Source organism: Actinokineospora sp. HUAS TT18, assembly GCF_051364635.1.
In the GTDB taxonomy this organism is placed as follows: domain Bacteria; phylum Actinomycetota; class Actinomycetes; order Mycobacteriales; family Pseudonocardiaceae; genus Actinokineospora.
Genome location: NZ_CP195645.1, coordinates 1,728,509 through 1,747,112, shown reverse-complemented (window position 1 = coordinate 1,747,112; position 18,604 = coordinate 1,728,509). Strand labels below are relative to the sequence as shown.

At 71.1% G+C, this 18,604-nt stretch carries 17 protein-coding genes; 12 read left to right on the top strand and 5 right to left on the bottom strand.

Annotated elements, in window-relative coordinates; all coding sequences use genetic code 11:
- Positions 1–149 precede the first annotated feature (149 nt).
- Together ACSHT8_RS07630 and ACSHT8_RS07625 are read right to left on the bottom strand one after the other, a co-directional pair.
- Positions 150–962 (bottom strand): carbohydrate-binding protein, encoded by an 813-nt coding sequence (locus ACSHT8_RS07630; protein ID WP_436499083.1) that lies wholly within the window; start codon positions 960–962, stop codon positions 150–152.
- 74 nt (positions 963–1,036) lie between these two features.
- A complete protein-coding gene (locus tag ACSHT8_RS07625) occupies positions 1,037–1,933 on the bottom strand; it encodes an AraC family transcriptional regulator (protein WP_436499081.1) in 897 nt (298 codons plus the stop codon).
- A 97-nt stretch (positions 1,934–2,030) separates the two neighbouring features.
- On the opposite strand from ACSHT8_RS07625, the gene ACSHT8_RS07620 reads away from it, so the two are divergent.
- The 4 genes from ACSHT8_RS07620 to ACSHT8_RS07605 are packed head-to-tail and all read left to right on the top strand — an operon-like array spanning position 2,031 to position 5,569.
- A complete protein-coding gene (locus ACSHT8_RS07620; RefSeq protein ID WP_436499079.1) occupies positions 2,031–3,173 on the top strand; it encodes an MFS transporter in 1,143 nt (380 codons plus the stop codon).
- Positions 3,174–3,187: 14 nt separating this feature from the next.
- The gene (locus ACSHT8_RS07615) at positions 3,188–3,733 is read left to right on the top strand and encodes an ArsR/SmtB family transcription factor (protein WP_436499077.1); all 546 of its coding nucleotides are present in this window, start codon (positions 3,188–3,190) and stop codon (positions 3,731–3,733) included.
- 37 nt (positions 3,734–3,770) lie between these two features.
- On the top strand, positions 3,771–5,117 hold the full coding sequence (locus ACSHT8_RS07610) for an alpha/beta hydrolase family protein (protein WP_436499075.1): 1,347 nt from the start codon (positions 3,771–3,773) through the stop codon (positions 5,115–5,117).
- 53 nt (positions 5,118–5,170) lie between these two features.
- On the top strand, positions 5,171–5,569 hold the full coding sequence (locus ACSHT8_RS07605; RefSeq protein WP_436499073.1) for a hypothetical protein: 399 nt from the start codon (positions 5,171–5,173) through the stop codon (positions 5,567–5,569).
- Here the strand turns inward: ACSHT8_RS07605 and ACSHT8_RS07600 are convergent.
- Positions 5,553–6,338, bottom strand: coding sequence for a helix-turn-helix transcriptional regulator (locus tag ACSHT8_RS07600; protein ID WP_436502009.1), 786 nt, complete (start codon positions 6,336–6,338; stop codon positions 5,553–5,555). The two genes, ACSHT8_RS07605 and ACSHT8_RS07600, sit on opposite strands and share 17 nt — an antisense overlap.
- Before the next feature lie 175 nt (positions 6,339–6,513).
- Between ACSHT8_RS07600 and ACSHT8_RS07595 the strand changes: the two genes are divergently transcribed.
- From ACSHT8_RS07595 to ACSHT8_RS07580, 4 genes are all read left to right on the top strand, one after another.
- Positions 6,514–7,317 carry an ABC transporter substrate-binding protein gene (locus ACSHT8_RS07595; RefSeq protein ID WP_436499071.1) on the top strand — a complete coding sequence of 268 codons (804 nt, stop codon included), beginning with the start codon at positions 6,514–6,516 and terminating at the stop codon, positions 7,315–7,317.
- Positions 7,314–8,054, top strand: a complete 741-nt coding sequence (locus ACSHT8_RS07590) for an amino acid ABC transporter permease (protein ID WP_436499069.1) — start codon at positions 7,314–7,316, stop codon at positions 8,052–8,054. The genes ACSHT8_RS07595 and ACSHT8_RS07590 overlap by 4 nt, the downstream gene beginning before the upstream one ends.
- On the top strand, positions 8,017–8,763 hold the full coding sequence (locus ACSHT8_RS07585) for an amino acid ABC transporter ATP-binding protein (protein WP_436499067.1): 747 nt from the start codon (positions 8,017–8,019) through the stop codon (positions 8,761–8,763). Before ACSHT8_RS07590 ends, ACSHT8_RS07585 begins: the two co-directional genes overlap by 38 nt.
- A gap of 235 nt (positions 8,764–8,998) precedes the next feature.
- Positions 8,999–9,190 carry a hypothetical protein gene (locus ACSHT8_RS07580; RefSeq protein ID WP_436499065.1) on the top strand — a complete coding sequence of 64 codons (192 nt, stop codon included), beginning with the start codon at positions 8,999–9,001 and terminating at the stop codon, positions 9,188–9,190.
- Here the strand turns inward: ACSHT8_RS07580 and ACSHT8_RS07575 are convergent.
- Both ACSHT8_RS07575 and ACSHT8_RS07570 read right to left on the bottom strand, forming a co-directional pair.
- The gene (locus ACSHT8_RS07575) at positions 9,148–12,558 is read right to left on the bottom strand and encodes a hypothetical protein (protein WP_436499063.1); all 3,411 of its coding nucleotides are present in this window, start codon (positions 12,556–12,558) and stop codon (positions 9,148–9,150) included. The two genes, ACSHT8_RS07580 and ACSHT8_RS07575, sit on opposite strands and share 43 nt — an antisense overlap.
- A gap of 89 nt (positions 12,559–12,647) precedes the next feature.
- Entirely contained in the window at positions 12,648–13,526 is an 879-nt protein-coding gene (locus ACSHT8_RS07570) for a hypothetical protein (protein ID WP_436499061.1), read from the bottom strand.
- A 376-nt stretch (positions 13,527–13,902) separates the two neighbouring features.
- Here ACSHT8_RS07570 and ACSHT8_RS07565 point away from each other — a divergent pair, with 376 nt between their 5' ends.
- From ACSHT8_RS07565 to ACSHT8_RS07550, 4 genes are read left to right on the top strand one after another with little or no spacing between them, the layout of a single operon-like run.
- Positions 13,903–15,933: a cache domain-containing protein gene (locus ACSHT8_RS07565; protein ID WP_436499060.1), complete on the top strand. Its 2,031-nt coding sequence runs from the start codon at positions 13,903–13,905 to the stop codon at positions 15,931–15,933.
- Positions 15,930–17,108, top strand: a complete 1,179-nt coding sequence (pgsB, locus tag ACSHT8_RS07560) for a poly-gamma-glutamate synthase PgsB (protein WP_436499058.1) — start codon at positions 15,930–15,932, stop codon at positions 17,106–17,108. Before ACSHT8_RS07565 ends, pgsB begins: the two co-directional genes overlap by 4 nt.
- The gene (locus tag ACSHT8_RS07555) at positions 17,105–17,587 is read left to right on the top strand and encodes a poly-gamma-glutamate biosynthesis protein PgsC/CapC (protein ID WP_436499057.1); all 483 of its coding nucleotides are present in this window, start codon (positions 17,105–17,107) and stop codon (positions 17,585–17,587) included. Before pgsB ends, ACSHT8_RS07555 begins: the two co-directional genes overlap by 4 nt.
- Complete coding sequence (locus ACSHT8_RS07550; protein ID WP_436499055.1) at positions 17,584–18,582, top strand: NlpC/P60 family protein; 999 nt, start codon at positions 17,584–17,586, stop codon at positions 18,580–18,582. The genes ACSHT8_RS07555 and ACSHT8_RS07550 overlap by 4 nt, the downstream gene beginning before the upstream one ends.
- Positions 18,583–18,604 lie beyond the last annotated feature (22 nt).

Below are 18,604 nucleotides of genomic sequence, written 5' to 3'. Positions count from 1 at the left end.
TTCTCTCGCGGTTGTGCTCATCGCGGGTGGATACCCCGCTTCAAGGCTGGTCAACCCCACCCCCGACCTGCCACCCACCCAAGCCTGTACCCCGCGCCTGAGCAGCTTCACCCGATGGTGCGGCCCCAACCATCGCAACCCGAAAGCACCTACGCGGCCCGCCACAGCGCAGGAGTGTTAGGCGGCTCCCATCCCACCTGAGCAACATGCCCCTGCAAACAGACGTATCCACGCCCGCCGTAGGTAACCCGCGCCCCCACCGCGTAAGCCGTGCCAACCGCCCACGTACCCCCAGGCGCCGTCGTCGTAGTCGGGGGAGTGGTACTCGTCGGCGGATTCTGCGGAACGTTCAGAACGAAGTCGAAACTAGCCTGCTTGGCACCCCCCGAATCGCGGACAGTCATCAGCAGCCGAGAGTCGAAGATCGGATCAGTGTTGTTCCGCGGTTCGTTCGGAAAGTACAGCTGCGTGGTGAGCACCGGCCGCCCAGGCGCCTGCACCTTCACATGGATGTGCCGCGTCCGACCGGGGTAGAGGCCGGGAAACAGCGTCGTCAGAGTGAAAGCCCCCTGAGCGTTCGTGAACTGATGCCCCCGGAAGCGATACCCACTGTTGTCGTAAGCACCGTTCGCGTCAGCCTGCCAAAAGTCCATCAGCACGTTCGCCAGCGGCAGGCACGACAGCCCGAACACATACCCCGTCACCGACAGCCTCACACCGCCCGCCCCAGCAGGAACGATGTTCGTCCGCGACGGCGAATTCGGCTTGAAATAAGGACCTTCCGTCTGCGGCGGAGTCGGGTCGTCCCCGTCGTCGCACATCGGCGTCAGCTCCGGAACGGTCCCGTTCGCCGCGTTGGTCCTGGCCAGCGCCGGAACCCCGACGAGCGCGATCGGCACGGCGACACCAGCGGCCAAAGCCGCATGGAGAACAGTCTTCCGGCTGACCAGCCTGTCTTCCATGTCTACTCCTTGTGGGTTGGACAATCACCACAAAGCTAGGCAGCAGGACCGGCAGCGGCGATGGACTTGGTCGGTCAGTCGTGGTGAAAGCCGGGGGCGCCGTTGCCAGTTGTCCGCCGGAACTCGCCGGGGCTGGCGCCGGTCTCCCGACGAAAAAAGCGACAGAAATAAGCAGGGTCGGCGAACCCCACCCGGTCCGCGACCTGCCGCACGGTGAGATCAGTCCGTGCCAACAACCGCTTGGCCTCACGCACCCGCGTCTCCCGGACGAGCTGCGCCGCCGTCCGCCCGGTCGCGGCCCGAACCGCCTCGGTGAGATACCCGGGGGTGACCCCGATTCGCTCGGCGTAATCCCGCACGCTCCACAGCGCGTCGCGCGCCGTGAGACGGGCGAATTCCTCGGCGACCCGCCCGCGCGCCGGGGCGGGCGGCGAAGTCCGTGCCAGTCGGGACGCGCGAACGATCAGGATGTGCAGCAGCGCGCCCAGAACCGACGGGTCCGCTTCGGTCCGGTACTCCGCGTCGAGTTCGGCGATCAAGGCCGCGGTGGACGCGTGCGCGGTCAGATCCAGCGCCAGCCATGGGCGTTCACTCAGCAGTCGCAGGAGTTCGCGGTCGTCCGGGTAGTCCAGGAGGAAGTCGTCGGTGAACAGGATGACGGTCCCGTCCAGGCCGCGCGCGTTCTCCCAGTGGTGCACCTGCCCCGGCGTGATCACACCGAGGTGCGGCGGCCGCAGTGCCCACCGCGCGAGGTCGACGACATGGGTGCCGGTCCCGGCGGTCACGTGGACGACCTCGTGGAAGGTGTGCCGGTGCGGGAAGTCCGCCCGCGACATCGGCCCGATCGTGTCGAACGTCCCCATCGCGAACGGCGGCGCGTCGGCCACCGGCACCTCCAGCCGGTGCATCGGCGGTTCCCCCACCCTGGGCGTCTGGCACGGCGTTCCCGGCAGCACGGTCGTCCCGCGCATCGTGGCTCCTTCCCGCAAAGGTCCAGACCAGTGTGCCCGAGGGAAACGGGTAGATCGGCCCATGGCGCGGCCGCGCGGGTTCGCCCACGCTGGTGTGATGACCACCGGCAGGCTGCTCACCAGGCCGTTCTTGCTGCTCAGCGTCGGGGAGCTCGGGTACTTCGTCGCGGTCGGCATCGCGGTCTACACACTGCCGCTCTACGTCACCGGGCCCGTTGGCGGGAACCGGGCGGGGGCCGGGCTTGCCTTCGGCGCGTTCGCGGTGTCGGCGCTGATCCTGCGGCCGTTCGCGGGCAGGCTCGCGGACACCTGGGGCAGGCGGCCGCTGCTCATCGGTGGTGCCCTGCTCGCCGCCGTCGCGCTGATGCTGACCGCTGTCGTGGACTCGTTGCCGCTGGTCGTGCTGCTGCGGCTGCTGTTGGGCGTTGCCGAGGCGGGGTTCCTCGTCGCCGGGTTCGCCGCGCTGGCCGACCTCGCTCCGCCCGATCGGCTGGGGGAGGCGCTGAGCTACAACTCGCTCGGGCTCTACCTGGGGCTGGCGTTCGGTCCGCCGCTGGGTGAGCTGCTGGTGGAGTCTTTCGGGTTCACCTGGGCGTGGATCGGTGCCGGGCTGGTCTCGGCGCTTTCGGCGGCGCTCGTGCTGCTCGTCGGTGAGACGCGGTCGGACGAGCCGGCGCCAGAGGGCCCGCGGAAGCTGATCCACCGCAAGGCCATCGCGCCCGGGATCGGGTTCTTCACCGCGCTGGCCGCGATCGGCGGTTTTCTGACTTTCGTCGCGCTGCACGCCGAAGCGGTCGGGATGGCGCGCGCGAGTGTGCCACTGTTCGTCTACGGACTGGTCGTGGTGGTCAGCCGGGTCGTGTTCGCCAAGGTGTCCGACCGGTTCCCGCCGCTGCGGGTGGGGGCGGCGGCGCTGTGCTTGATCAGCGTGGGGCTCGTAATCGCGGCGGCGTGGGCGACGCCCACGGGGTTGATGATCGGGGTGATCTTGTTGGCGCTGGGGGTCACGTTCAGCACGCCCGCGTTCTTCGCCGCCATCTTCGCCACCGCGCGGCCCAGTGAGCGGGGCGCGGCGTCGGGGACGGCGAGCGCGTTCATCGACCTCGGGCTCGGCGGCGGGCCGATCCTGCTGGGCCTGGTCGCCCAGGCCGCGGGCATCCCGTGGGCGTTCGGGGCGGCCGCCGCGCTGGCCATCGCGGGAGCCGCGTGGACACTTCTCTGCACGAGAAGTCATGCATGAGATATCGTGCAAACATGCCCGATCCCGAACACGCCGATGTCGGCACCGCCAAGGCCCTCGCGAACCCGGTGCGCCAGCGCATCCTCCGCGAGCTCGACATCGTCGGCGAGGCGACCTCGACCACGCTGGCGGGCAGGCTCGGGATCACCACCGGCGGCACGAGCTACAACCTGCGCGTCCTGGCCGACCACGGGTTCGTCGAGGAGATCCCGGAGCGGTCGGCCGGCCGGGAGCGCTGGTGGCGCAAGGTGCCCAGGGATGTCCGGTTCGGCGCGCGGACTCCCGAGATGCGCACCGCCGTCGCGGAACTGGGCGGCCTGTGGTTCGCCGAGGACGTGGCGACCTTCGCCCGGTTCCAGGAGCGCAAAGACGACCTGGGGGAATGGGCGGACGCGGTTCCGTTCTCCCGCGGCTCGCTGCGCGTCGACCTCGCCGACCTGGCGGCCTTCTACGACGACTATCTGGCGCTGCTGAAGAAGTACCAGCAGGGCCTCGAGAAGCCCGGCGCGCGCACCGTGTTGGCGCGCTTCATCGCGTTCCCGGACCCCGGCGTCCGGTGACAGGAGTGCACTCGTGTTAAAGCCGATCTTGGTGGCCATGATCCTGGCGTTGGTCCCCGCTCCGGCGTCCGCCGAGCCGGGCATGCTGTCCACCGAGATCGACTTCGCCAACGGTGGCGTCACGCTGCACGGCACCATCATCACCCCGCCCGGCAAGCCGACGAACCGGCCCGGGGTCGTCATGGTGGCGGGCGCGGGCGCGGTGTCCCGCGACGCCTACCGGGCCGAGGCGGAGGCGTTCGCCCGGGCCGGGATCGTGGTCCTCGTCTACGACAAGCGTGCGGGCTATTCCCGGGCCACCAGCCAGTTCGCGGACTTGGCCGACGACGCGATCGCGGGCCTGCGCGCGTTGCGGGCGCAGCCGGAGGTGGACCCGGCGCGGGTCGGGCTGTGGGGCCACAGCCAGGGCGGGTGGGTCGCGCCACTGGCCGCGACGCGGTCCGCCGAAGTCGGGTTCGTGGTGACGGTGGCGGCCAGCGGGCTGGACACCGGCCGCACGCAACTGTGGAGCAACCGGGCTCACCTGTCCCACGCGGGCGTCGCGGACCGCTTGATCCCGCCCATCGGCTCGAACCTCAGCAGGCTGCTGATGTCCGCGGGCCTGTTCGGCGACACCGGGCACGATCCGCTAGCTACGTTGACCAAGGTGCGGCAGCCGCTGCTCGGGGTGTTCGCCGACCACGACCGCTCGACCGCCCCCGGCGAGAGCCTCACCGCGTTCAAACAGGCGCTGGACACCGGCGGCAACACCCGCTACTCGCTGCGCGTCGTCAAGGACGCCAACCACAACCTGCGCCACAGCGCCGACGGCTACGACAAGTCCAAAGGGGACTTCGCGCCCGGCTACCTCGACCTGGTGACGTCGTGGATCAACGGTCTCGCCGCGGGGCCCGCGACCGGCGTGGACCCGCCGCCGGCACAGCCGTCGCTCAGCGCGGCGGTGCCGCCGCCCGCCTGGTACGAGGCGGTCTGGCCGCATGTGGCGTCGATTCTGTTGATGCTGCTGGCTTTCCTCGCGTATCCGGTCAGCGCGCTGGTCCGCCGGGTCCGGGGTCGGCGCACGGAGCTGCCGGTCCGGCTGCCCGCGCGGCTGCTGGTGGTGAGTGGGCTGGTGGTCGTGCTGGGCACGCTGTTCTACCTGTTCCGCATCGTGCAGACTGGCGCGATCGGCATCGGGCCGGTGATGCTCGGCAGGCCGGTGGTCTGGCTGGTGCTCCAAGCGGTGACGCTCGTGGCCCTGGTGGCGTCGGCCGCGACGGCGGCGGCGTGGTACCGGGAACGGCGTGCCCTCGGCGGGTCGACGCGGCTTCGGCTGGCCATTCTCGTGGCGGGATCGGTGGTCTTCGTGCCGTGGGCGGCCTACTGGGGCCTGCTGCTGCCCTGAGTATTACCTGGCAGGTAATCGCGCCCCGGCCCAGACCTGGGCAGGCTGTGGCCATGACCATCACCCAGCTTCCGCCCAGCACCCTGTTGCGCCGATTCCTCGCCCTCGACGCCGTCGTCACCTCGGGCAACGGCCTGATCTACCTCTTCGCGTCCGCGTGGACCGCCGAGCTGCTCGGGGTGTCGGCCGACGCGCTCTTCGGCATCGGCGCGTTCCTCGTGGTCTACGGCATCGGCGTCGGCGCGCTGAGTCTGTCGACGACACCAGCGCGGGGACCGGCTTGGCTCGTCGTCGGCGCCAACGCGGTGTGGGCCGTGGCGAGCGTCGTCGTCGCCGTGTTCGGGCTGATGGGCGCGAACACCGTCGGTACGGTGTGGACGCTCCTGCAGGCGGTCACCGTCGCGGGCTTCGGCGCGGCGCAGCGATACGCATTGGTCAGGGCCGCGAACTAGCCAGCGCCCGCTCGGTGGCCGCGTCGGCCGGGATGAACGCCTCGATGGCGAGTTCCGACACCGTGACGTCCAGCGGGGTGTTGAACGTGGTCGCGGTGGTGATGAACGACAGGATCTCGCCCCTGCGGACCAACTGGAGGGGCTGGGCGATCGTGTCGAGGTCCGGGGCGGCGGTGCCCGCGACGCCGGGTACCGCCGGATAGGCCGACACCTCGTCGAACAGCGCGCGCAGTGCCGGGTTGTCCGACCAGGAGAGCTGCCGTTCCAGGCGGTCGATCAGGTGCTTGCGCCAGAGGTCGGCGTTCACCACCCGCGGCGCGAGGCCGTCGGGGTGCAGGCTGATCCGCAGCACGTTGAGCGGCGGCGTCAGCAGATGCGGCGCGACGCCGTCGAGCAGGATGTCGGTCACCGCGTCGTTGGCCGCGATCACGGTGTAGGTCCCGTCGAACACCAGCGCCGGGAACGGCGCGTAGGCCCGCAGCAGCCGGTCGATCCCGGCGCGGACGGCGGTCAGTTCCGGCGCGTCGACGGGCAGTTCGGAGTAGACCGGCGCGTAGCCCGCGGCGACCAGCAGCTCATTGCGCTGTCGCACCGGCACCTCGAGGTGCTCGGCGAGCTTCATGACCATCGCCTGGCTCGGCCTGCTGCGCCCGTTCTCCACGAAGCTGAGGTGGCGCGCGGAGCTGTCGGCGGCGATGGCCAGGTCGAGCTGGCTCATCCGGCGCCGTTCGCGCCACCGCCGCAGCAGCGGCCCCACACCGGCGGTCATGGTCCCCACGCCTCGGGAGCGTAGTCCACGACCAGCGGAGGGTAATCCACATCACGCGGCCAGCGTCCCACGATGCGGACGATTCGATGGTCAATCGACCGATCTGCCGATGTTTCCTAGGTTGATGAGCGTCAGCGCCGAACGATCGGTGCTCATCGAACCAGGATTGAGAACAATGAAGAACGCACTGCGCCGCACGCTCGTACTCGCGCTGGCAGGCGCGGCCACGGCCGCGCTGGTCGCCTGCGGCAGCCCGGAGGCGGCCGACCAGCCAGCCGATGGCCAGACGATCAAGGTCGGCACCCTCACCGACGCCCCACCCGTCGTGTTCCTCAAGGACGGCCGGTTCACCGGCTTCGACAACGAGCTGCTGCGCGCCGTGGCCGACCGCCAGGGCATCAAGGTCGAGTTCGTCGGCGTCGAGTTCTCCACGCTGCTGGCCAAGGTCGCCAACGGCCAGGTCGACCTCGGCAGCTCGTCGATCTCGGCGACCGAGAAGCGCCGCGGCACCGTCGACTTCACCAACGGCTACGAGGTCGGCTACACCACCATCGTCGGCAAGCAGGACACCACCGTGACCGGCGTCGACGGCCTCGCGGGCAAGCGGGTCGGCGTGGTGCAGGGCACCGTGCAGGACGAGTTCGCCGGCGGCAAGGTCCCCGGCGCGCAGGTCGTGCGGTTCCCGGACTACAACTCGGCGTTCGCGCAGCTCAGGTCCGGCGGCCTCGACGTGTGGATCGTGCCGCTCGACATCGCCGACAAGTACATCGCCAACAACGCCGACTTCCCGCAGAAGATCGTCGTCAAGCGCGCCGACACCGAGGCCCCGGCGGCGTGGGCGGTCCGCAAGGGCAACAACGCGCTGAAGGACAAGCTCAACACCGGCCTCGCCGCGGTCATCCAGGACGGGACCTACGCCAAGCTGCACGAGCAGTTCCTGCCCGGCACGCCCATCGCCGACGAGTTCAAGCCCCGGTGACCGAGACCTTCTTCAGCTGGTCGCACATCGCCGAGGTGCTGCCGGAGCTGCTGCGGACCGGACTGGTCAACACGCTGATCCTGGCGGGCGCCTCGGCGGTGCTCGGCACCCTGCTCGGCCTGCTGCTGGCGGTCATGGGCCTGTCGACGACCCGGTGGCTGCGCTGGCCGGCGCGGGTCTACACCGACCTGTTCCGCGGGCTGCCCGCGATCGTGACGATCCTGCTGATCGGCCAGGGCCTGGCGATCGTGGCGCGGCCGGTGTTCGGCACCGACCCGTACCCGCTGGGCATCTTGGCGCTGAGCCTGGTCGTCGCGGCGTACATCGGCGAGATCTTCCGTTCGGGCATCCAGGGCGTCGATCGCGGCCAGTTGGAGGCCGCCCGCGCACTCGGCATGACCTACAGCGCCGCGATGGGCAAGGTCGTGGTGCCGCAGGGCATCCGGCGCGTGCTGCCCGCGCTGGTGAACCAGTTCATCGCGTTGATCAAGGACTCCAGCCTCGTCTACTTCCTGGGCCTGCTGGCCGACCAGCGCGACCTGTTCCGCATCGGCCAGGACGCGGCCGCGACGTCGGGCAACCTGTCGCCCCTGGTCGCGGCCGGGCTGGTCTACCTGGCGATCACCGTGCCGCTGACCCACCTCGTCAACCACATCGACCGCAGGCTGCGCACCGGCCGCCCCGTCCAAGGAGGTGACGATGACACCGCAGACACCCCCGCGCTCGCCCGTGCTTGAACTCGACGACGTCCACCTGTCCTACGGCCGCACCCACGTCCTGCGCGGCGCCTCGCTGTCGGTCGAGAGTGGACAGACGACGGTGGTGATCGGCCCTTCGGGCTCCGGCAAGTCGACCTTGCTGCGCACGGTGAACCGTTTGGCCGAGCCGTCTTCCGGCGACATCCGGCTCGCAGGCGAGAGCGTCCTCGGCCTCAACCCGGACTTGCTGCGGCGGCGGGTGGGCATGGTGTTCCAGCAGTTCAACCTGTTCGGGCACCGGACCGTGCTGGACAACCTCGTGCTGCCGCTCCGGTCTGTCCGCAAGCTGTCCACGGCTGAGGCGACGTCCATCGCCCAAGCGCGGCTGGCTGAGGTCGGCCTGGCGCACAAGGCCGACCATCGGCCCGCCGCGCTGTCGGGCGGGCAGCAGCAGCGGGTGGCGATCGCGCGGGCGCTGGCCATGGACCCCGAGATCATCCTGTTCGACGAGCCGACCAGCGCGCTGGACCCGGAACTGGTGAAGGGCGTGCTGGAGCTGATCGCCGGGCTGGCCGGTCGGGGGTTGACCATGGTCGTGGTCACCCACGAGATGGGCTTCGCGCGGGAGGTCGCGGACGCGGTCGCGTTCATGGACCACGGCCGGGTCGTAGAGACGGCGCCGCCGGACCAGTTCTTCGGCTCCCCGGATAGCCCGCGGCTGCGGCGGTTCCTGTCGCAGGTTCTGTAGGCGTGACCTGGTCGTGTGACCCCGTTGGCGGTACGGGGGCTGGGTGGTGAGACTCGGGGCGGCTTGTCGTCGACCCGATAGCGAGACAGCGATGCCCCTGGCCCACGCGGACCTGTCCGCCGACACGGGGCGGCCGACTTCGCGGACGCGGTCACGTCGGTGCGGCGGATGGCGGCGCGGTCGATCGGGGCGGGTGGCCTGGGCAGCGACCAGGCAATGAGCACGACCTGGCGCCATGTCCAGGGCGGCCATCGCGGCCTGCCTGGTCCGGCCCGCCGCGTCATGGGCGTGGAACGCCGCCTCCACCGCGGCGAGCGCCACGTCGACGTCGCCTGCCAACCACTCCGCCTCGCCGGGAACGGTCATGGCAGCAATCCTGCACCCTCAGATGGCGACCGGCCCGGTGGTGCACGGCGCGGCCGAGTAGGCGCCCAGGTAGTGCACCTCGACCGAGACCGTGGCGCCGCCGTACTCGTTGTGGAACTCGCGGGCGAAGGTGCCGTCGGCGGCCACGTCGTCGGTCAGGGTGAAGTACTTGCCCGGCCCGGCCGACACTTCGATGAGCACCGTCCCGCCGCTGGTCACCGGCAGGCCGCTTTCGGCCCGCACCACCCGCCCGGCCACGTAGTTGACCTTCGCCGCTCGCAGCTCGATCCGGGACTCCCGGCCCGCGTCGACCCGCAGGCCGACCCCGCCGGTCAGCGTGCGCGCGCCGCAGTCGGCCTCGAAGGGGCGTTCGGCCTGGCCCGCGACGCTGAGCCGGTTCGGGATCTCCCACAGCAGCTTCGGGTCGCGCTTGCCGAGCTTGTCCCACACCCGGCTGCCCCACAGCGCCTCGTCCCACACCTGGATCGGCGCGCTGCCCTTGCCGTCGACGCGCCGCCACTGGTGGTCGACATAGACGTGGTGGTCCGGGTGGGTCTTCTTGACGTCGGCGAAGACCAAAGTGGACTCACTGAACGGGTTGGCCAGCAAAACAGTCGTGCCCACCCGCGAGGACGGCGACGCCGACGCGGAGACGAACTTCGTGTAGTTCGACCGGGCCTCGTTGTTGTAGATGTTCTGGTCGACCACGGCCAGGTTCCCCGGGTCCTGGTAGAGCCGGATGCGCACGATCACGCAGTAGTGCGCGTCCACCGCGGGGTTCCACCCGGTGGTGAACTCGACCGTCGCGCCCGGCCCGACGTCCTTGGTGTCGTTGCCCAGCGGGAACCACGGCCCGTCGCCGCTGGAGTACTCGGTGACGAAGAAGTCGACCACGACGCCCTTGGCGAGCAGGTCGCCGGAGTTCTTCACCTTCGCCACGACCGTGTTGTCGTGGCCGAGCCACGGCACGTTGAAGTACTTGCCGGGGTCGGCGGTGGCCTTGTCGTTGCGGATCTCGATGTCCGGGCTCTGCCAGTCGGGTCCGCCGGACCACGGGCGGATGCCGGGCTCCGGCTTGCCGTTCGCTCCATACGAGACCTTCACGACCGCGTTGTCCGACGCCGTCGACACGACCTCCACCTTGAGGTCCATCTGCGTGCCGGGGTCCTTCTCCTCCAGGTCGGTTCCGGTGTCGAGGATCGGCCCGTCGCCGTCGATGTCGGTGTCCACGAAGATGATCGGCGGCCGCGCGACGGGTGCGGTGAACGTCTCGGAGGTGACGTCGGTGATGACCACCCTGCGGTCGGTCGGCACGTCGTCGGAGATCTGCGCGGACTGCTCGGCCCGGTACTCGACGTAGTAGTTCCAGCCGTTGCCGAGGCGGATCTCGATGCCCTTGAACCGGCCCGCGGGCGGGTCGCCGAGCTCGCAGGCGTGCAGCGTGGTGTTCTCGGCGACCGCGCTGGAGCCCTGGAAGTTGTAGAGCTTCAAGTGCGCGGCCTTGATCCAGCCCATGCGCATCTTGTTCGACAGCGTGTAGTGGGGCAGCGCGTCGCGCGAGCCCGCCATCATGTCCCAGTCGCTGGTCAGGCGGCCGCTGATCTCGTCGGAGTACTCGGGGAAGTCGTAAAGGTCGGGCAGGCTCAGCGTGTGGCCCAGCTCGTGCGACAGGGTCGTGTGCATCTGGCGGCCGTCGTGCGCGGCGAAGTCGAGCGGGACGAACGTGTAGCCGAAGCTGCGCTTGTCGGTCATCGCGTTGGTGCCGCACAGGAACTCGCGCGCGTCGTTGGCGTGCGGCCAGACGAACCGCGCGGGCGGGCCGCCGGTCGCGTCGGGGGAGAACACCACGACGATCAGCACGTCGATGTTGGTGTAGTCGGCGGTCGTGCAGACGCCGTCGCTGATGGAGCGGCTGATGATCGTCTGCAGGGCCGTGCCCTGCGACGACCACTTCTCGCTGATGATGTTGCCGTCCGCGTCCTTCTTCTGCGCGAAGTAGTCCGTCCACGAGCCGGGCAGGTTGACCGGCCCGAACGTCTGGTTGTTGCTCACGCTCAGCGTCAGCCCGGTGGTCCCGTTGAACTGTGAGTTCTCCTCGTAGTACAGCCGGGCCGAGCGGGTGTCGCCGTTGAAGGCGATGCCGGTGTCGACGTGGCCGAGGATGTCGGCCTGGTTCTGCGTCATCGTCGGCGCGTCCGTCGGCCAGCGGCCGGACGTGGTGTCGACCATCAGGACCATGGACCGCCACGTGCCGTTGTGCGGGAAGACGTCGAGGTTCTGCGGGGTGTTCGGCCCGCCGCCCCAGCCGCCGCCGCCCTCGAACGAACTGGTGGTGGTGTAGACGCCGGACGGGCCGTTGTCCTGGTCGGTCCAGTGGTCGGTGATCTCGAACTCGGTATGGGCCAGCACGGTGTTCGTGGCGGTCTCGACCATGACGACCTTGTGCGGGCCGGTCAGCCCGCCCGCGACCAGCAGCGGCACCGGGTCGCCGACGCCGTCGAAGCGGGCGTAGGACACGAAACCGGCGTCGGGACCGTCTGGCACGTCGAAGTGGATGTCGTCCACGCCGATCCCGCTGGTGCCCAGGTCGAAGCCGAGCCGCGCCCACGAGCCGACGAACAGCGGCGCGGTCAGCGGGTCGATGCTCGGGTCGCGGGTGAGGTCGGCCAGCGAGTCGATGAGGGCGATCGCCGCCGAGGTGAGGACCGCGATCCGGCCGTCGGCCACGCCGTGCGCCTCGATCAGGGTGCCGGGGATCGGGCTGGTCAGCGCGGTGTCGACCTGGCCGGTCGCGGGCCGGATCGCCGAGAGGCGGTTGCCCGGGTGACAGGCGAGCAGCACCGCGCCGCCGTCGTGCAGGCCGATCCGGCGCACCGCGGGCAGCCCGGTCGCCACGGTCTTGGTGAGGGTGCCCCTCAACTGCGCGATCTCGCCGCGCGCGGGGAAGCCGGTGGTCCGTCCCACGTAGACGGAGTTGCCGTCGATCGCGACGCCCGCGAGCCCGTCGACCGCGACCGTGCGGGAGGTGCCCAGGGCGAGGCTGACCAGCGTGAGCGCGGTCCGCGGCCGCAGCGGGAAGGGCTGGCGCTTGGTCGATCCGGTGACGATCGCCGCCGTCGGCTTGACCGCGCCGGACACCGCGACCTGCCCGTAGCGCGCGCGGTCCCGGCTCACCGACGTCGGCGCCGCGGTCGGGTCGTCGGGGTCCAGCCTCGACAGGCCGCCGTTCTCGTGGGCGAGCACGATGGTGGCGCCGTTGCCGCCCATCCCGGTCACCGGGGACGCCACGACCTGGTGGGTGGTCGCCGCGCCGCCCGCCAGCGGCACGGAGCCGATCCCGCCGTCGGCCGAGGCGAACCAGACGACGTCGCGGGTGTCGTCCACCCAGGAGCAAGTCGCGGATGCGAGCGAGGCGAGAACGGTGAGCATGGCCGGACCTCCGAGTAGCCGAGCATGTACCGGCAGTGTCGGCCGGGCCCCTCACCCAGACAAGAGGTCGGAGGACCCCAACGGATACGTCATGGCGTGGCGGGGTCTGCCTCGGCGAGCGCGGCGGCCACCTTGTCGCGGCCGGATTCGCTGTCGCGGGTGTCGCGGCTGATCTCGACGTGGACGAACACAGTGGACAGTTCGGCCGCCGTGTTGCCCTGGACGTTGTTGCGGCCCGCGAGCCTGCCGCAGTCCTCCTTCCAGGCGCGGCACACGCGCAGTGACGTTTCGTCGAGGTCGTCGGCGACGCGGCGGACCGGGGCGCGCGGGTCGGCGGCGCCGGGGGAGACGACGATGTCGCTGTCGGGCAGGCTGTCGTCGTCGAAGCCGTGCAGCTGCACCTGCGGCAGGCCGAGTTCGGCGTACTTCGCGGTGATGCCGTGGAACATCGAGTCCGTGCGGTGCGCTACGTCGCCCGCGCCGTTGGCCGCGCCGCGGTGGGTGCCCGCGATGGCCAGGACCGATCCGGGGACGCGGCGGAACAGGTTCAGGCCGATCTGCTCGGTGCGCAGGTCGAAGTTCGGGTGCGGCACTTCGATGACGAGCCTGGTCGGCCGCGACGCGTCGACCAGGTAGAGCCCCCAGCCTCGGTCACCGCCCGGGCGGTTGACGAACAGCGTGTAGTCGCGGCCGGTTGCCGCGTCTGTGCCCTTGCCAGAGGTGTAGCCGAGGTCCGCGAGTCCACTGTGGTCGGTGGAGCGCAGCGCCGCCCACAGCGCGTCGGTCTCGCGGTTCGTCGGCGGCCGGTACGGGGCGTCGGCGCGCAGGCCCGCGGCGTACTCGGTGACGAGCGGATCGAGGCCCGCGACCGGCACGCCGGGCTCGTCGCGCCGGTCGAGCAGGAGCAGCACCGCCCCGGCCAGCACGAACGCGACGAGCACGAATGCCAGTACCCGACGTCGAGTCATGCCGCGACGGTAAAGCATCGCCGATCCGCCCGATTCAACCCCCCGAAAGTATTAGGGAGTCCCTAGTCAGACCCTCCGAAGGTATTAGGGGATCAAAACTGGGAATGTTAGGGGACGACTGAAGGGGCTTCACGTATGGCTCTGACATGTATATATGTCCACCGCTGCCATTTCGTTTCACCCGATCGGATACCCACGATCGGGGGTGATCAACTCGACTTGTACTGTCCGCCCGGGAATTCCAGACAATTGAGGGGGCCGAAAGGTGGGCGTGTCCGGAAGAAGTGTTCGGAATGGAGTGAACCGGGGCCGCGAGTTATCCGACCAGATGGTGGAGGGCCGGTTTCCGGCCGGTGTCGCCGCTCCCACCACGGTCGTGACCGTCGGACTGCTGTTGCTCGCCGCCGTCGCCTACCTCCTGCTCGGCACCGGCCGCGACACCGGCGCCCCCGAGGCCGCGGTGCGCTCCCACGAACAGTCGGCGCGCAACGCGGGCACGGCCATCAGCGCCGCCGCCGGGCAGCGCGCCACCGACCTGCGCACGCTCGCCGCGGTCGCCCCAGCCCAGCCGGACGTCCTCCTCGACGCGCTGCTGCGCAACCGCACCTGGCGCGGTGCCGCCGTGCTCGACGCGAACACCCGGGCGCTGCTCGGCGTGCGCGGCGAGCCCGTGCCAGTCGAGGCGGTCCCTGACGGGCTCGCCGACGCCACGGTCGTGCCGGTGGTCGAGGGGCCCGCCGGACCTCGGCTCGTGGCGGCGGCGCCCCTCCCGGGCAACCGTGTGCTCGTAGCGGTTTCCCTGGTCCGGCTCCCGCGTCAGGGGGCGGGCGGCACGCTGTTGCTGGTCGACGACGCGGGTCGCCGGATCGACACGGCGGGCGCGCCGCTCGACCCCGCCGACACCGAGCGGGCCACCCTCGTCGCCGAGGCCAGTGCGGCCGCCGCCCGGGGGGAGACCGGCAGCGTCCGGGGCGCGGCACACGGAACGGACACCCCGCAGACTGTCGTCGCCTACGCGCCCGCCACGGCGGGCGCGGCTCACTTCGGGGTGCTGGCGGTCGCGGCCATCCCGGTCGCCGCGTTGCCTACGGGGCTGCTCCGGCTCGCCGTGACGGGGTCGCTCGTGCTGCTCGCGGTGCTGGTGTTCGTCCTGCTGCGCCTCGGTTTGGTCAACCCGGTGCGCAGGTTGCGGACCGACGCCCTGGCCGTGGCGGGTGGCACGCTGACCCGTCCGGTGCGGGTGCCGGGTGGCGCCGAGCCGCGGCGGATCGCGCTGGCGGTGGAGCACGCGCGCACGGCACTCGGCGGCCCGCCGCGCGAGTCCCGCCGGGTCATGCGCGGTGCCTGGTGGAAGTCCCCGCGGCTGGTGGTCGTCACGTGCGCGGTGCTCGTCATCGGCTGGGCGGCGAGTGTCGTCGTCGTGGTCGTGCGGCACCAGGTGCCGGTCCCGCAGTCGGTGGCCGACGGCGCGCGCGGGCAGACCACCCAGGTCGCCTTCGCGCTGCGCCGCGGCCTCGGCGACGGCCTCGCCGACCTGAGCACCGTCGGCAGGTTGGCCGACGCGTCTTCGGTCGACCTGCGGAAAGTCGTCGACGGGCTGGCCGACCGGCAGCGCTACCGCAGCGTCTACGTGGTCGAGCGCGACGGCGCGATCTCCGCCCACGCGGGCAGGCCCGCCCTGCGCGGCGCGGGCCGCCCCGAACAGCCCGGGATCGGCGCGCACGACGCGGGGCGGGTGCCGGTGCTCTACGCCGCCGCTGCCCTCGCCGACGGTCGCACGCTGGTCGGCGAGTTCGACCTCGACTACCTCGGCGCGCTGCTGTCCCGCGGCCCGGGGCGGGTCCGGCTGGTCGACGCGCAGTCGCGCACGATCGCGGCCAATGGCGGCTTCGTCGCCTTCGAGCGCGTCGCCGAGGGGGCGGCACGCTCGGGCCTCGACGCCGCCCGGGCGGGCGGAACGATCGTGGCGGTCCACCCGGACGCGGTGGTCGCGGCGGGCTCGCTGCGTGGCGGCGCGGTCGGCGCGCTGGGCTGGCAGGTGCTGTCCGAGCAGCCGGTGGACGAACTGGCCCTGCCTGGCAACGAGGTGCGCAGGGGCGCGCTCATGGCCGCGCTCGTCACGTTGATCCTCGGGCTGCTTCTGCTGGGCTGGCACTACTTCGTCCACATCAGACCGCTGCGCGCCGTCGCCGAGGCCGCCGACCGGGTGCGCGCTGGTGCCGGTGACGTGATCTTCCCCCGCCACCACGACGAGATCGGCACCCTCGCGTGCTGCCTGGAGGTGTGCCGCCAGGCCATGGCCGACGGCCGCGACCGGCTCGGCGGGGTGCGCCGGTCGGCTGGCTCGGCCACCGACGTGACCGAGCTGATCGCCCGGGTTCCCGCGTCGGCCGGGGGTGTCCGGTGACCTACCTGTACGTGGTGTTCGCCGGGAGCCTGCTGGCGATGCTCGTCGCCGGGATCATGGAGCGCCGCAACCACACCGCGCGCCTGCTCGGCATCCCGCAGCGGGTGCTGGTCAACGGCATCCGCGGCAAGAGTTCGATCACCCGGCTGTGCGCGGGCGCCCTGCGCGGCGGCGGGCTGGTGACCGTCGCGAAGACGACGGGGACCGCGGCCCGGTTCATCCACCCGGACGCCACCGAGGAACCGGTCTACCGCAAGTTCGGCATCGCCAACGTCGTCGAGCAGATCGGCGTGGTGCGGCGGGCCGCGGCCTACCGACCGGACGTGCTGGTGATCGAGTGCATGGCGGTGATGCCCGACCTGCAGGAGATCAACCAGACCACGCTGATCCGCTCGACCATCGGCGTGCTCTGCAACGTCCGCGAGGACCATCTCGCGGAGATGGGTCCGACGCTGGACGATGTGGCGCGGTCGCTGAGCCGGTCGATGCCCGTCGGCGGGATCTGCGTGACCGCCGAGCGGGAGCGGCTGCCGATCCTGCAGGCCGAGGCCAAACGCCGGGACTGCCAGCTCGTCGTGGTCGACCCGGAGGCCGTGTCCGACGCGGAGATGGCCGGGTTCGGGTGGATCACGTTCAAGGAGAACGTGGCGATCGCGCTGGCCGTGGCGGGACTGCTCGGCGTCAACCGCGACTCGGCGCTCGCCGGGATGTGGGCCGCGCCGCCCGACCCCGGTGTCCTCGTCGTCCAGACCTACAAGCACGGTCCCGCGCGGCTGCGCGTGGCCAACGTGTTCGCCGCGAACGACCCGGAGTCGACCCTGATGAACATCGAGCGCCTGCTCGACCAGGGCGCCATCGAGCGCCCACTGCACGTGGTGATCAACTGCAGACCCGACCGGGTCGAGCGCAACGGCCAGATGGGTGCGCTGATCGCCGACATCGACCCCGAACGCGTCGTGCTGATAGGCGACCCGGTCCGCAGCGCGCGTGCGGCGATCCCGCAGCCTTGGCAGGACCGTGTGCTCGACCTCGGCGGCGCGCGGCCGCCCGCCGACCTGCTGGCCGGGATCACCGACGGCGTCGACGGCGAGATCTCCGTCGTCGCGATCGGCAACATCCACGGCCAGGGCGAACTGCTGCTCGCCGAGTTCGACGCCATCGGGGCGGGACGGTGACCGGCGCGGGTCTCGCCCCGGAGATCGCCACGCTCGGGCTGGCGATCGGGCTGCTGTTCTCGCTGGTCTGCTACCTGACCACGAACCTGTCGCCGGGCGGCATGATCACGCCGGGCTGGCTCGCGCTGACGCTGGTCGAGGACTATCGCAAGGCGGCCATCGTCGTGCTGATGACCGGGCTGACGTTCGGTGCCACGAAGGTGTTGCAGCGGGTGGTCATCCTCTACGGCAAGCGCCTGTTCGCGGCGGTCGTGTTGACCGGTGTGCTGTTCCAGACCGGCGGGTTCATCCTGCTGCAGAACGACTATCCGCTGCTGTTCGCCCATCAGACGCTCGGGTTCGTCGTGCCCGGCCTGATCGCCTACCAGCTCGTGCGGCAGCCGCCGATGGCCACGGTCATGGCCACCAGCGCGGTGAGCTTCGCCAGCTACGGCGTGCTCGCCAGCGGTGTCCTCATCGGACTGGTGCCGACGATATGACGGTCACCGGGGTGCCCGCCAAAGTCGTGCTGTCGCTGATGGGCGTGCTCGCGCTGATCGGCGTGGTCGCGTTCGCCCGTGACGTGACGCGGGGCCGCACGGATCCGCCGACCGCGCAGCCCGCGCGTCCCGTGCCCGGTGGGCCGGTGTTCGAGCGGGTGGCGAACCCGGCGCGGACGATCGCCCGCGACGCCCGCGGGTCGATCATCGCCACGTTCACCGACGGCGCGCGGACCGTCGTCCTCACCGGCGAGTCACGCACGTTCGCCGAACCGCGGACCACGGCGGCCACGGTGACCACCACCGCGTGGGTCCGGCTCGCCCCGCACGAGTGGCAGGCGGGGGCCGAGCGGGCGGACTGGTTCGGTGCCTGGTTCACCGCGGCCCGGTCGTCCGAGCCGGACGCGCTGGAAGTGGGCATGCAGTACGTCGACGGGGCGCCCGCGGAGTCCGACAAGGCCGGGGTTCGGTTCCGGGGTGACGCGCAGTTCGGGCCGGAGGTGCCGGGGGAGGGCAGGGCCGAGGAATCGGACTTCTACGACTACCTCGGCGTGCCATGGAAGTTCTCGGACAAGACCCGGCGCCCTGACCACGCGCACTTCGGCGCTGTCGACTGCTCGGGGTTCGTCCGGCTCGTCTACGGCTACCGGCTCGGCTACCCGCTGCGCGCCGACAACGCGCCGGGGCCAGGGCTGCCGCGGCGGGCGTTCGCGCTTGCGGGCCACGGCGTCGAGCTTGTGCCCAACCGGCAGGCCACGGCGACGGAGTACACCGCGCTCCAGCCCGGTGACCTGCTGTTCTTCGACACCGAGGGCGCCCAGGACCAGCTCGACCACACCGGGATCTACCTTGGCACCGACAGCGACGGCCACCACCGCTTCCTGTCCAGCCGCGCGATGGCCAACGGCCCTACGCTCGGCGACCTGGGCGGAACCTCCCTGCTCGACGACGGCGGCCGCTACTCCCGCCAGTGGCGCGCGGCCCGCCGCCTGTAGACCTAGTGCTGTGTCCGTGAAC

Coding starts and splice junctions, on each gene's coding strand:
- ACSHT8_RS07575 (WP_436499063.1), bottom strand. CDS start 12,558: ATGCTCACCGTTCTCGCCTCGCTCGCATCCGCGACTTGCTCCTGGGTG.
- ACSHT8_RS07570 (WP_436499061.1), bottom strand. CDS start 13,526: ATGACTCGACGTCGGGTACTGGCATTCGTGCTCGTCGCGTTCGTGCTG.
- ACSHT8_RS07550 (WP_436499055.1), top strand. CDS start 17,584: ATGACGGTCACCGGGGTGCCCGCCAAAGTCGTGCTGTCGCTGATGGGC.
- ACSHT8_RS07605 (WP_436499073.1), top strand. CDS start 5,171: ATGACCATCACCCAGCTTCCGCCCAGCACCCTGTTGCGCCGATTCCTC.
- ACSHT8_RS07580 (WP_436499065.1), top strand. CDS start 8,999: ATGTCCAGGGCGGCCATCGCGGCCTGCCTGGTCCGGCCCGCCGCGTCA.
- ACSHT8_RS07610 (WP_436499075.1), top strand. CDS start 3,771: ATGATCCTGGCGTTGGTCCCCGCTCCGGCGTCCGCCGAGCCGGGCATG.
- ACSHT8_RS07585 (WP_436499067.1), top strand. CDS start 8,017: ATGACACCGCAGACACCCCCGCGCTCGCCCGTGCTTGAACTCGACGAC.
- ACSHT8_RS07620 (WP_436499079.1), top strand. CDS start 2,031: ATGACCACCGGCAGGCTGCTCACCAGGCCGTTCTTGCTGCTCAGCGTC.
- ACSHT8_RS07600 (WP_436502009.1), bottom strand. CDS start 6,338: ATGACCGCCGGTGTGGGGCCGCTGCTGCGGCGGTGGCGCGAACGGCGC.
- ACSHT8_RS07630 (WP_436499083.1), bottom strand. CDS start 962: ATGGAAGACAGGCTGGTCAGCCGGAAGACTGTTCTCCATGCGGCTTTG.
- ACSHT8_RS07595 (WP_436499071.1), top strand. CDS start 6,514: ATGAAGAACGCACTGCGCCGCACGCTCGTACTCGCGCTGGCAGGCGCG.
- ACSHT8_RS07615 (WP_436499077.1), top strand. CDS start 3,188: ATGCCCGATCCCGAACACGCCGATGTCGGCACCGCCAAGGCCCTCGCG.
- ACSHT8_RS07625 (WP_436499081.1), bottom strand. CDS start 1,933: ATGCGCGGGACGACCGTGCTGCCGGGAACGCCGTGCCAGACGCCCAGG.